The 12,490-nt window shown below is 38.9% G+C and carries 11 protein-coding genes; 5 read left to right on the top strand and 6 right to left on the bottom strand.

Annotation, left to right across the window (positions count from 1 at the left end; translation table 11 throughout):
* Together rfbD and ACH11B_RS10650 are read right to left on the bottom strand one after the other, a co-directional pair.
* Positions 1–864, bottom strand: a complete 864-nt coding sequence (gene rfbD / locus ACH11B_RS10655; protein ID WP_377613460.1) for a dTDP-4-dehydrorhamnose reductase — start codon at positions 862–864, stop codon at positions 1–3.
* 60 nt (positions 865–924) lie between these two features.
* Complete coding sequence (locus tag ACH11B_RS10650) at positions 925–1,872, bottom strand: glycoside hydrolase family 43 protein (protein ID WP_377613461.1); 948 nt, start codon at positions 1,870–1,872, stop codon at positions 925–927.
* A gap of 196 nt (positions 1,873–2,068) precedes the next feature.
* Between ACH11B_RS10650 and ACH11B_RS10645 the strand changes: the two genes are divergently transcribed.
* Together ACH11B_RS10645 and ACH11B_RS10640 are read left to right on the top strand one after the other, a co-directional pair.
* The gene (locus ACH11B_RS10645) at positions 2,069–3,124 is read left to right on the top strand and encodes an endonuclease/exonuclease/phosphatase family protein (protein ID WP_377613462.1); all 1,056 of its coding nucleotides are present in this window, start codon (positions 2,069–2,071) and stop codon (positions 3,122–3,124) included.
* Between the two features lie 147 nt (positions 3,125–3,271).
* A complete protein-coding gene (locus ACH11B_RS10640) occupies positions 3,272–4,174 on the top strand; it encodes a CorA family divalent cation transporter (RefSeq protein ID WP_377613463.1) in 903 nt (300 codons plus the stop codon).
* On the opposite strand, the gene ACH11B_RS10635 is transcribed toward ACH11B_RS10640, so the two are convergent.
* Positions 4,175–5,185, bottom strand: a complete 1,011-nt coding sequence (locus tag ACH11B_RS10635; RefSeq protein ID WP_377613464.1) for a 3-oxoacyl-ACP synthase III family protein — start codon at positions 5,183–5,185, stop codon at positions 4,175–4,177.
* A 243-nt stretch (positions 5,186–5,428) separates the two neighbouring features.
* Entirely contained in the window at positions 5,429–7,168 is a 1,740-nt protein-coding gene (locus tag ACH11B_RS10630) for a sensor histidine kinase (protein ID WP_377613465.1), read from the bottom strand.
* A gap of 194 nt (positions 7,169–7,362) precedes the next feature.
* On the opposite strand from ACH11B_RS10630, the gene ACH11B_RS10625 reads away from it, so the two are divergent.
* Positions 7,363–7,566, top strand: a complete 204-nt coding sequence (locus ACH11B_RS10625; RefSeq protein ID WP_013665356.1) for a twin-arginine translocase TatA/TatE family subunit — start codon at positions 7,363–7,365, stop codon at positions 7,564–7,566.
* On the opposite strand, the gene ACH11B_RS10620 is transcribed toward ACH11B_RS10625, so the two are convergent.
* Positions 7,552–8,745 carry a polysaccharide pyruvyl transferase family protein gene (locus ACH11B_RS10620; protein ID WP_130856236.1) on the bottom strand — a complete coding sequence of 398 codons (1,194 nt, stop codon included), beginning with the start codon at positions 8,743–8,745 and terminating at the stop codon, positions 7,552–7,554. The genes ACH11B_RS10625 and ACH11B_RS10620 overlap by 15 nt on opposite strands.
* 11 nt (positions 8,746–8,756) lie before the next feature.
* Positions 8,757–10,286: an oligosaccharide flippase family protein gene (locus tag ACH11B_RS10615; protein WP_130856235.1), complete on the bottom strand. Its 1,530-nt coding sequence runs from the start codon at positions 10,284–10,286 to the stop codon at positions 8,757–8,759.
* Positions 10,287–10,465: 179 nt separating this feature from the next.
* Between ACH11B_RS10615 and ACH11B_RS10610 the strand changes: the two genes are divergently transcribed.
* Both ACH11B_RS10610 and ACH11B_RS10605 read left to right on the top strand, forming a co-directional pair.
* A complete protein-coding gene (locus ACH11B_RS10610; RefSeq protein WP_377613466.1) occupies positions 10,466–11,407 on the top strand; it encodes a glycosyltransferase family 2 protein in 942 nt (313 codons plus the stop codon).
* Complete coding sequence (locus tag ACH11B_RS10605; RefSeq protein ID WP_377613467.1) at positions 11,407–12,483, top strand: glycosyltransferase; 1,077 nt, start codon at positions 11,407–11,409, stop codon at positions 12,481–12,483. Before ACH11B_RS10610 ends, ACH11B_RS10605 begins: the two co-directional genes overlap by 1 nt.
* Positions 12,484–12,490: the final 7 nt, after the last annotated feature.

Raw genomic sequence — 12,490 nt, 5'->3', positions numbered from 1 at the left:
TTAGTTTTGAATTTCTTTTAACCGTTGTAAGCAGTTTTTTAGGCTATCCCGCCAATTCGGTATAACCAAATTGAATTGCTTTTTTATTTTTGATTTATCCATTACAGAATACGCCGGACGCTTCGCTTTTGTAGGAAAATCAGCAGTTTTAATCGGAAACAGGCGGATATTGGTATTGCTCAATTCAAAAACGGCATAGGCGAAATCGTACCAACTTGCAACTCCCTCATTGCTATAATGATAAAGACCGTATTCATCTTCTGTAATATTGTTATCAATAATTTTGCATAAGACTTCGGCCAAGTCGCGTGCATAAGTAGGAGTTCCGACCTGATCTGCCACTACCTTGAGTTCCTCGCGATCTTGAGCGAGTCGCAGCATCGTTTTAACAAAGTTATTGGCATACTCAGAATATAACCAGCTTGTACGGATAATAATATGCTTATTCCATATTTGCTGAATGGTCGTTTCGCCATCTAACTTAGTTTGTCCATAAACACCGGTCGGATTGGCAATACTCGTTTCCTCTAACAGACCCGTTTGATTACCTTCAAACACGAAATCAGTAGAAATATGAATTAAAATTGCATCGAAGCGTTTGCATAACCTGGCCAGGATACCCGGTGCTATCGTATTGATTTTACTTGCTTCCTCTTTTTCATCTTCCGCTTTATCAACGGCGGTATAGGCCGCACAGTTGATAATATGACTGGGGTTATACTGAATGAACCATTGCTCCAATTGAGCTTCATTACTAATATCGGCCTCTTTCGATGATAAAAAAACCATGGCCTTATCTTTGCAAACGGATTGCAAGCACTGCCCCAGTTGCCCCTGGCCTCCTAGTACTATAATTTTACTCATTTTTTTATTGACAATTAAACCTATATCTCTTCTTCGATCATTATACGTATAAAGAGATAACTATTTAGTCATTACTACGGGTTTTATAAAACCATTTTCGTCAAAATACATTCTATCTATACAGGTAACGCGGTGGTGGGCACTCGTTTCTCCTAAAGGACGACGGTGATAAACGATATACCACTCGTCTTTTTCTTTTCCTTGTATGATGGAATGATGTCCTGCGCCTGTAGCAATAGCGGGGTCCTGCTGTAAAATTGTTCCGATTCGTTTGAAAGGGCCGAAAGGCGAATCGGCTATCGCATATGCTACTTTATAGTCGGGCCCGGTCCATCCACCTTCCGACCACATAAAATAGTATTTTCCATTTCTAACGAACATAAAGGGCCCTTCGACATAGCCTTCCGGTGTTACTTCCCTATAGGTAGTGCCATCTTCAAAAGGAGCAATCCCGGTAAAATCATCTTTTAATTTTACCACATTGCAATGCCCCCATCCCCCATAGTACATATAATAAGTTCCATCAGTATCTTTAAAGACGAATTGATCGATTGGTTGAGCGCCATTCACTATTTCATTGATTAGGGGTTTGCCGAGTAAATCGCGATAAGGGCCCTGTGGTTTTTCAGCCTCCGCCACACCAATTCCACCAACTTCGCCTTCATGAACATCATTTGCGCCAAAAAACAGGTAATATTTTTTATCCTTCATTAAAACAGCTGGCGCCCACATTGCCTTTTTTGCCCACTTTACCGCAGCAGTGTCAATTATTCCGGCGTGTTTTTTCCAATTTTTCAAATCTTTGGATGAGAACGCGTCCATAAACACCTGTTCTTCGTAAGGCGCTGAATAAGTTGGAAAAATCCAATATTCATTGCCATATCTAATACCTTCGGGATCGGCATACCAACCATCGAAAATCGGATTTGTTTGCGCTTTACCAACTGAAGCGGCTAAGAAAAAGCTTAGTAAAAGAAGTGCTGCGTAATAGCGATAAACTCGAATCATTTCAATCAATATTATCTGTTTAAGATTTCAATAAATAATGTGCCTAAAAGTAACAAATTAATGCGACTATCCTTTATATGCTAAATCGATTTTCTAATTTAAATCGGGCGGCAAAGAGTTTAAGCAGCTGAAAAAGAAAAATTTTTATTCATTTGTTTTTGTTCTTATGTTTGACTATTAACAGCATATACTACCTATGAACGTTTTTATATATAGTCTCTCTTTATTAACTATTTGTTTTACCCTCATTCCCCTTATTAAACACGAATATTGGATTTTTAGGGTTTTCGATTATCCGCGATTGCAAAAACTAGTATTGACAGCCATTTGTTTTGCACTATTACTTGGTTATTTTGACCGTTCGGTAATCTTTGACTGGATTGCACTTACCGTGATCATGATCAATGGCATTTACCTATCGTCACAAATTATGCCCTTTACGCCGCTTGCAAAAAAGCAGGTATTATATGCCAAAGGCAATATACAAGAGCAATCGGTGAGTTTAATGGTATCTAACGTTTATCAAGACAATAAAAACACTGCAGGGTGCTTAGGAGAAATAACCCGGGCTAATCCCGATGTTGTTTTATTGCTTGAAACCAACAAGCGATGGGACCTTGAGACACGCAGTTTATCCCAAGAATATCCTTATCATGTACGCGTGCCCTTAGAGAATACGTATGGCATGCTGCTATATTCCAAATTACCATTGTCAGCTACCAAGATCGGCTATTTGGTTGAAAAGGACATTCCTTCGATTCATTGCGTATTAACGCTCCGGAGTGGACTTGAGGTGCAATTATATGCTGTGCATCCTACTCCCCCTGTGCCGAATGAAAACCCACGATCTACGGAACGGGACAAAGAACTGTTGCTAATAGCAGAGTTAGCTAAACGAAGCAGTAGACCGGTTATTGTCATCGGCGATCTAAATGATGTAGCATGGAGCTATACAACGGAATTATTTTTAAAAATGAGCGGATTACTCGATCCACGCCGCGGCAGGGGATTTTACAACACGTTTCATGCACATTATCCCTTTTTGCGTTTTCCACTTGATCATGCCTTTTTCTCGACAGATTTCAAACTTAGGGAGTTGAAACGACTATCGAATTTTAATTCTGATCATTTCCCTATCTTTATAAAAATACAATATGAAGCAAAGGCTTCAGAGCAACAAGAGGCTTTGATACCCGATGCCGAAGACATACAGGAAGCAACAGAGAAAAAGCAAGAGCCGACAGAAATTTAAAACGAGCGAGTTTAGTTGGTTTATCAAAAAACGATGAGGTAAGGAATGATGTTAAGAAAACACTATATGCTACAGCATGTAGAGAACGACATGAATAAACCAAGCTTATAAGCGGGTTTCATGGCCATTAAAAGACAATTTATTCTAATGAAAAAAATATTCGCATCAAGGGATACGCACGGTTTCGATTGGATCGATTTAACAGATCCTTCTATGGAAGAAATCCTGGACATAAGCAAACGATTTGCATTACATGAAACATCTATTAAAGATTGTATGCAGCCCGACCACTTACCGAAGCATGAAATCGTAGACGGCTATACCTTTATAATCGTCCGAGTATACACACAGGACCCCATGAATGACGCGGATACCATACAGGAATTAACAAATAAAATTGCCATTTTTTATACTTCCGACTATGTCATCACTGTTCATAGAACTGAACAACCTCTTATCGCCGACTTTAAAGCCAAAGCGATAGATGCAGGAGGCTGTAAAGACACCATATGCATAGTAAACCGTATTGTACGGGCGTCCTTGCTTACTTTTGAAGAGCCTAGCGTGAAGTTGGCACAGTCGTTAGATTATTTTGAAGAGAATGTTTTCCTGAAGCAGCGCAAGGCACCTGTTTTAAGAGGGCTTTATTATGTAAAACGAAAAGTCGATGTGATCAAACGTCTCTTGATCTTGTCTTATGAGATTATCGATAAAATAGATACTCCCAAACAACGAAATATCTATACCCGGGATTTACGGGATCAATATGTGCGAATGCAAAATATATACGACAATCTTTCAGAGAATACCGCACAGCTTCTATCGGCTTACTTTTCTATCGCTTCCCATAGAACAAATGAAATCATGCGCATATTAACGATCTTCTCTGTTTTTTTTATGCCATTAACGTTTATAGTAGGTATATACGGCATGAACTTCCATTATATGCCGGAACTTAACTGGCACTTAGGATACCCAATCGTAATGCTTGTCATGGCGATTATCACCTTAGCTATTTATTTTTGGTTTAGAAAAAAAGGATGGCTATAGTTATAGATTTTTTGAAACTTCGATTAATCCCGCAGACCAGGACAAGCCAACGCCGAAACCGGCAACAATAACAGAGGCCTTTTCTTCTGTTAGATCGTCCTTGCAATAGTTTTTCAATGCAATGGGTATGGTAGAAGAAACGGTGTTTCCACCATCACGTAGATTGATATAGAACTTTTGAGGAGATATTGTTAAGCGTTCTCGCATCACTTTTAACATGTGGGCATTTGCTTGATGAAAAATAAACTGCCCAACGTCCTCCTTCTTTACAGCGTTGAGCGTAAGAACTTCCTCAATAAAAGGAGGCACCACGGTGCTGGTGAAACGGAATATTTCGGGCCCGTTCATATAAAGATTATTTTCAGTATAAATATTGCCTCTACCATAAAGGTGCTCCACAGCTTGGCCATCAACAGGAAATCGAGTACCACCGTTCTTAACGATTAATTTATTATACCCCTTTCCGTCGGTACCAAATTTGAATTTATGGATTCCGTTGTCATCATTTGACGAAATAACAGTTGCGCTTGCCGCATCGCCAAAGATCGCTCGATTAGACCGGTCTTTCCTATTGATATATTTTGAGTAGGTATCTGTTGTTACCAATAACACGTGATTAGCTTGGCCGCTTTCTATGAAAGCTTTCGCCATACTCAAGCCATAGGTATAACCCGAGCATCCCAAATTGAAATCAAAAGCGCCCACTGTCTTGTTAAGAGCCAGACGATCCTGCAATATACAAGCCGTTGACGGCATAATATACTCGGGGCTTTGGGTACAATACAAAATATAATCGATTTTAGCCTTATTAATGCGTTTAAAAAGTTTTAGGCAAGCTTTTTCGGCTAAGTCCAAAGCGGTTTCATTTGTTCCGGCAACATACCGACTACTTATACCTATCTTATATTCAAACTTAGAAAAATCATAATCCGGAAATTCCTCACTAAGATCTTGGTTGGTAATTTTTTGTTCTGGAAAATAGTATTCTATTGCTTGTATTCTAGCACCCATAAAAGGTTTTATATTAACAAAATTTCAATAAAGAGTGCAAACCTACTCCTTTTCAGGGTATTTTCCACACAACCGACAAAGAAAATTACATAAAAGTGGCGGAGAAAAATGGCTTTAAATCAAACTCTGAAACGGTATTTGGTTCAAAAAATCAACTAAACACATCAAACAAGATATTTACAACGGATGACGTTGTTTATTTAATAAATAAAAGAGTCTTTTGTATTTTTACTATTCAATTGATCAAACGTTAGCTGATTTAAAGGGAATACGAAAACTAAACGTAGAACCTTTTCCCTCTTCACTCTCTACGTAGATGTCTCCATGTTGCAATTTAATCAGCTGGTAGCAGATATACAGGCCCAAACCGGTGCCAGGCCTTGCATTTTCCTTTCCCGCTTGATAATATTTAGTAAATAATTTGATCTGTTGTTCTTGCGGAATGCCAATACCGGAATCTTTAATACGTACCGTAAGTTCCTGCATACCGTCTTGCTCACCTTTTTTCATTGTGCAATACACCTCCACCCCTCCAATGTCCGTATATTTAATGGCATTCCCAAGTAAATTGATGACCACCTGCTTCAGTCGAAAAGGGTCGCCATAAACCATCTCGTCCTGAGAACCGTCAAAACTAAAATTTAAGGATATATTTTTCTTAATGGCTATGAAGCGCATGGTTTCTACCGTTTCCTTAATTTCATGAAATGGAGTAAAAGAAACAACTTTAAGTACTTCTGACTGTTGGCTTTCAACTTTAGTCATATCCAAAATATCATTCACGGTATCCATTAACATATCTGAAGAAGCTTTTATTGAGCTTACCATACGGTTCTGCTCAGCGGTCAGCGGTGTATTTTTCATCAAATAAACGAACCCGGTTATCGCTGTCAACGGATTTCGAATTTCATGGCTCATTGTAGCAAGCATTTCCGATTTCTGTTCCGCAAGCGCAATAGCACGAGCGTTTTCAACTTTATACTGATCTTCTGCTTTAGCAGCTTTTTTGATATAGAACAAAAGAAGCGCAACAAAAATCAGCACCATGATAGTGGCAGTAATCGTAAAACTGTCTAAATCATCAACAGCTTCTTCATATTGAGCTAAGGTTTCCCGTTGATTTCTTTCCCAAGTCAATAAGTAATTATCTTTGATTTGATCGATAAGCTGCCGTAATTGTATGATGAGTGATAAATTCGAAGATATGAGCTGTTGTTGAGATTGAGCAAGTAATGTATGTTCTTTGCTTAACCTTTCCAAGAGCTGTTGCTGCCCTTTTTCATTCTGAATCTGCAACTCTCTTGCAATCGAATCCCGCACAGCATTTTCCCGCGCAACGAGTAGTAACTTTGTACGAAGTGTATCTGAACCGGGGGAGAAAACTTGCCTTAAACGTTTTAAGAACCCTTTTTTCTTGACCGCTGACGCCACTTCCCTTATGATGGTATCTTGCTCTGCATTTCGGCGTATTTGTCTTCTTTCCTTAGCTATCCTAACTTTGCTGTTCCCAAAAATATTTTCATCCGTACTTTTTATCAGTAAAGAGTCGAAACTTTTCTTTAGCGCGAAAACTTTGAGCGAAAGATCCAGCTTTCCATCCACATATTTTTTAAATTCTCTTTCGTCCAATGAATTGCCTAGACTGTCCGCCAATATTGGATATTCGTGCAAAATAGTATCGATTTTAGCAAAGACGCTCAATACTTTTCGTTGATACTCATCGAGTTTATCACCATAGCCGTAAAGACTAGCTTGCTGAAAGTCATTTTCGGCGCTACTTAGCTCCAGTAAGACATTACTTATTTCGCCTGTTTCGGGAGGTGCTTTAAGTTTTACGCTTAAATAAGCCAGCTTCTCTGCAATGGAGTGTCTTAAAAGAAGCGAACCGGCCGTGAGTAAAAACACAAATATTAAGAAGACAAATAGTAGTCTTTGTAGAATACCGGAAGTCTTCTCTCGTTTTCTTTGCACCTTAAACTTCATAGATCATCATTCTATTTATCCCCTTCTTTTCTGCCACCTATAATGACGCATTCCCGTATACCAACCTACAACATACTACTCCCCATATGATCCAAATCGTTAACGGGTCTCCTGTTTACCAATCCTAATCTTATTTTAATCTGTATCTAATATTAGACAGGTTAACTTTGCAAAGTTAAACTAAAAAATATATTATGCTTTATTCAATATTACTAGGTGTCATTGGCGGGCCTGAATTGGGTGTCATTGTTATTGCATTGTTATTGCTCTTCGGCGGCAAGAAAATCCCCGAACTGATGCGTGGATTGGGGCAAGGCGTACGTGCCTTTAAAGAAGGACAATATGATGAAAAGCCAACACCCGAGCCTGCAAATAAGGAGGAATCAGCTTCTAAATAAAAGTGTAGCCATGAGATTGAACGACTCTTCTATCGCAGCAAACTGCTTGTTCTTTGATTCTATCAAGTCTTGTTTCGGAACTTTGATCGCTTTTAGATATTGATCATAGAGACTTTCAATGGCTACAACATTTTGCAGATTCTCCACCCCCCAAGTACCGAGATAGCTATTTAGCTTTTTAACATTTATTCCGACGTAAGGAACCGCATAACTCATGGCTGTTATGGCGCCGTGTAAACTGGTACCGATGTAACATTGCGCATTGGCAATTAAATACATAATGTCCCAAATAGTAACGTCGTTAAAAAATTGAGCATCGCCGTCCAAATGAGGGAAAATCAATTGCAAAGCTTCGTCATCATTATGATTTGATGCTTTTCCTATCGGGCATAAACAGATGTCTGCCCCGGTTTCATGGTGAATAGCATTTAGAAGTGCAGCTATTTTTTCCTCTTTTTGTTTTGCGTGATTTCGATTAATCTGAAAAAACACATATTTCCCTTTTTTTAACGCCACAAAATGCCGCACATCAATATTTACCAATTCGTCCAGGTGTTCAATAGCGTAAAATTTAGACATAAGGATAGCCGAATCAGGGTATAATTTCGTCTCGACTCCCTTATTTTTCAGATTTTTCCGGGTAATGGTGTCTCGCACGGAAAAATAGTCGACATTCTTTAGTTTCTGCTGTAAGCCCTCTATTTTAGTGAAAATTTGCTCTGGTATTTCCGAACCACCCAGTGAATTGAACAAGACGTGATCAACGCTCTTAAAATCTGTTTTATTGAACACAAAAGGAAGCACCGTTTGTCCTTTCAATTTGCGTTTCGCCCATTTATTAAGGTCAATAAACTTCTCTAAATGATGCTGGTAACGCCTTATTAACCGATACCTTTCATTCAAAGCCACCAACAAAGAATTCCAAGTGACTGCGATAGCCTCGCCTCCCGCAACGATGATATTGGCTCTTTCATTGTTCGCATTACACGCACGATAAAATGCCTGTATATCTTGAGTCGGTTTTCCTCCCAAATCGCTTAAATCGCTTTCTATCATTCCAAAATATCCGATATCTAGCGGGTGTCCATATGTTTTTAATTGTTGCTCGATGATAATCGGGAATAATAAATCGCCGTAGTTAAATCGGTCAAAAGCCCCTATAATTAATATTTTATTCATTTGTTAGCAATTTAGCCGGTTATTTTCTGTTTTATCTTGTCCATAAAATTACGCATCAATATTTTTTCATCTGCACATAAACCGAAGAAATAGATGCTCAATCCAAAAACAAATCCCGTGAGCGGGATCGTAATTAAAAATCGATAATGATAGTGGATATATTTTGTTGCCAATACGCCTACGAGTAAAACTATTATTAACGGAATAACTTCCCGATAGACTACTCTTGACAAGTAAGTGCGAATGGATAAGCCTCCTAAATGTCTTAAAAAGAACATTCGTAGCACACAGGCTATGAATTCAACAACGGCATAACTTATGATGACAGCATATACCGGGTAATGAAGTGAGAGTAAAATATAAGCAATTGGCAAATTTAATAGCAACGTAGTACCTACCACTATCTGATAATATTTAATATTGCCAATAGCTTGTGCTGCCGATTGCAAACCGATTGTTAATTGATTGATCAGGGTAGCTATGAGAATAAGCTGACAGAAAACGACCGTATGTGGTGGTACATTTTTCAACCAAAGTTTCAGGATCGCTTCCATTTCAAAACAAGCCGGAACGGCAATAACCGCGAGCAAGAAAAAGCCGAATTTGCTGGCCATCATAGCCAGACGTAACATTCTCGGCCGATCATTGGCCCCTTCGCTTTTCATAATTTGAGGATTGAGTGCTCGCAGTAAGGTTGCGGAAAAAAAGTTAAGTTGGGCCGCTACTTGATTAGCGATCCCATACGCTGCATTGATAACGGCCCCTAAAAATATATTCAAGAGGATGGCTAGACCCTGTGTTCTTCCTAGCCCACATAGTGTACCCAATAGATTCCATCCGGCGAAAGTGGACAACTCCTTTAATAATGGCTTATCAGCTTGTACTGTAATTCCACTTAAAGAACAATCAGCATACTTTCGTAAACAATAAAAAGCATAAAGTAAGAAACTGACAACACTAACGAGAGCGGTAAGTGCCCCGTAAACCATTAGTCTGTCATAAGAAAGCACTGTTAATAATAAGGCAATTCCCAACTTCAATAATGTTTCTATTACATTCACGACAGCCACCCAGATCATGTTCTCATGAGCAATTAAAGCCCCATTAAAAGGAACAACCACTACATTAAAAAAAACGGTGGCCGCCATAAAATGATAGACAAAGCGTGTTGCTTCCAGTCTATTCGCCGGAATATTCAATGTTCCGTTAAACAAGAACAAACCCGCGATTTCCAGAGCGGCTACGATAATAATAGCAATTACAATATGTAATAGCATACTATTACTAAACACACGTTTTTGCATCGCTAAGTCGCCCGCTCCTTGGTAAAATGACAAAAAACGCTGTGTGGATGAGGCCATGGTGGTATTGAGGAAGGACAGCATCAATACAATACCCGCAACCAAGTTAAACAAGCCGTAATCAGTACTTCCAAGTATATTTAGTACTATTCTTGTCGTATAGAGCGTTATGCCGGTAGTAACCAACATTCGTAGGTAAAGTATGGATGTATTAAGAGCTACTCTATTCGCTGCACGCATTTGTTAGTTTTAGTTACCTTTGTGTTGGCCTTAGAAGATATATAGTCAAACCCTTCGTCTCCTTTTCAAGCTACGAAATTAATAACACGGCCATACCTATATAAAAATCGTGCCGTTCCTCTTTAAAAATTGAACTATTGGACTGAAAATTGTTAGTTAAGGGAAAACGTTATACATCCATGGTTGAATTTTCCATTTGCATACCTGCTTATAAAAGCCGATACCTACAATTGTGTATAGAAAGTATTTTGCAACAAACCATCGATAACTTTGAGTTGATTATATTGAACGACTGTTCCCCCGAACCTGTAGATCTTATCGTGCAACAATTTGAGGACAATCGGATACATTATTACCGCAATGACAAAAATGTCGGAGCCATTAATCTCGTTGACAATTGGAATAAGTGTTTATCGCTAGCCAAGGGAAAGTATCTGATGATTATGGGCGATGATGATGAATTAGAGCCGGATTATTTGCAGGAGTTCTCGAAACTTATTCAACAATATCCAACATTAAATGTATATCATTGTCGAAGCAAAATAATCAACGACGAAGGTGAAACCATGATGCTAACACCGGCACATCCGTCGTTTGAAAACGTATATGATAGCATTTGGCACCGCTTGGCTCAGTATCGTTCAAACTACATTTCTGACTTTGTATATCGCGTTGAACCACTTAGAAAGCAAGATGGATTTTATAAGCTCCCCCTTGCCTGGGGTTCGGACGATATAACAGCTTTTATGGCTACGGGACAACTCGGTATTGCACATACTAATAAGGCTGTTTTCCGATACAGAAGTAACGCTTTGTCCATCACCTCAACGGGAAATAACTTACATAAAATGGAGGCAAACATCGGCTATGCGAACTGGTTAAGAGCATTTCTTAGTGAAAAACCAGCTAATGAAGAGGCTCTTGTTATTCACAGGTATCTTGTGAAGAAGCAAGATTATCTCATGAGCAAAAGAAAAATTTTCACGATGGCGCTATCCATGCGCTATTCCCTATTTGGCAATTTTTGGCTGTGGCTCAAACACCGTCGCGTGTTTGACATACAAATAAAGGATATTTTTATTGCCGCAGTAAAGAGTATAAATTTAAGAGAAACGAAATAGTGAAGATTGTATTCAACCCGCCGGATAATAAAGAAAATCAATATATCAGCTTAATGGTCGCCCCATTACGTGAATCGGGTTTTGAGATCTACCCGTTGGACAGTTTCTTTTCGTCATATAAGCATTTCAAATCAATTGATCTAGTGCATCTTAACTGGTTCGAAAATGTTGATGACAGCAGTTTTTTTGTCGCTTTTCGGAGTTTTTTCCGAAAAATGGTTGTACTTCTAGCGATTAAATTATTTAGAAAGCCGCTCATATGGACCATGCATAATCGAAGTTCGCATGAAAAAGGCCTTCGTTTCTTTAGTCGCACCCTTACTGCCCTGCTTGTCAAATGGGCCGACCGCATCATTATTCATAGCCATGCCTCAGCCAGTATATTAGCACAACGCGATAGACAAACCACTGCCAAAATCATATACATACCCCATCCAAACTTTATTAGCGTATATGGACCTATTCAGCCGGGCCCGGAAGATTCCAACTTATTAAAGTTGCTTTTTATGGGAGTCGTTAAGCCTTATAAAAACATTGAATTGTTGATTAAATTAGCATGGGAATTTAACAAGGAATTACAATTGACCATAGCCGGAAAGCCTTCGACAGATAAATACAGACAAGAACTGGAAAAGATGGCTACAGGTACGGATAACTTAAATCTTCAGTTACGTTTTATTGACGACGCCGAAATACCCAGCCTCTTTAGCGAAGCCGATTTATTAATATTACCCTATGATTTAGAAAGCAGTTTAAATTCGGGCACTGCTATTCTAGCATTTTCTTACGGAAAAACTGTGATTTGCCCCCTTATTGGTACAATAGCAGATATGGATGAAATGCATGCTGATATGCTTATCTATAACTATGACGACAAGCATGAGCACGAACCTATATTGAGAAAAACCATCGCCAAGGCCGTTGCGTTAAAGAAGCATAGCAATCATATTTTTAAGGAAAAAGGGGATCGATTACTTAGGTACGTGCAATATCGAAATAATAACCATCAAATCGGAGTGGATTTAATCCGTACGTATAGGGAACTTTTAACGGATAAATTCAATAAGAACACCTAATTTGATG

It is taken from the genome of Olivibacter sp. EAT-5, assembly GCF_044784325.1.
GTDB lineage: Bacteria > Bacteroidota > Bacteroidia > Sphingobacteriales > Sphingobacteriaceae > Olivibacter > Olivibacter oleidegradans.
Note: the sequence above shows the minus strand (reverse complement) of the source record. Positions and strands in the feature narration are given on the sequence as shown.

Bases quoted from the DNA above. Each gene is read 5' to 3' on its own strand.
- rfbD (WP_377613460.1), bottom strand. From the start codon at position 864: ATGAGTAAAATTATAGTACTAGGAGGCCAGGGGCAACTGGGGCAGTGC.
- ACH11B_RS10650 (WP_377613461.1), bottom strand. From the start codon at position 1,872: ATGATTCGAGTTTATCGCTATTACGCAGCACTTCTTTTACTAAGCTTT.
- ACH11B_RS10645 (WP_377613462.1), top strand. From the start codon at position 2,069: ATGAACGTTTTTATATATAGTCTCTCTTTATTAACTATTTGTTTTACC.
- ACH11B_RS10640 (WP_377613463.1), top strand. From the start codon at position 3,272: ATGAAAAAAATATTCGCATCAAGGGATACGCACGGTTTCGATTGGATC.
- ACH11B_RS10635 (WP_377613464.1), bottom strand. From the start codon at position 5,185: ATGGGTGCTAGAATACAAGCAATAGAATACTATTTTCCAGAACAAAAA.
- ACH11B_RS10630 (WP_377613465.1), bottom strand. From the start codon at position 7,168: ATGAAGTTTAAGGTGCAAAGAAAACGAGAGAAGACTTCCGGTATTCTA.
- ACH11B_RS10625 (WP_013665356.1), top strand. From the start codon at position 7,363: ATGCTTTATTCAATATTACTAGGTGTCATTGGCGGGCCTGAATTGGGT.
- ACH11B_RS10620 (WP_130856236.1), bottom strand. From the start codon at position 8,745: ATGAATAAAATATTAATTATAGGGGCTTTTGACCGATTTAACTACGGC.
- ACH11B_RS10615 (WP_130856235.1), bottom strand. From the start codon at position 10,286: ATGCGTGCAGCGAATAGAGTAGCTCTTAATACATCCATACTTTACCTA.
- ACH11B_RS10610 (WP_377613466.1), top strand. From the start codon at position 10,466: ATGGTTGAATTTTCCATTTGCATACCTGCTTATAAAAGCCGATACCTA.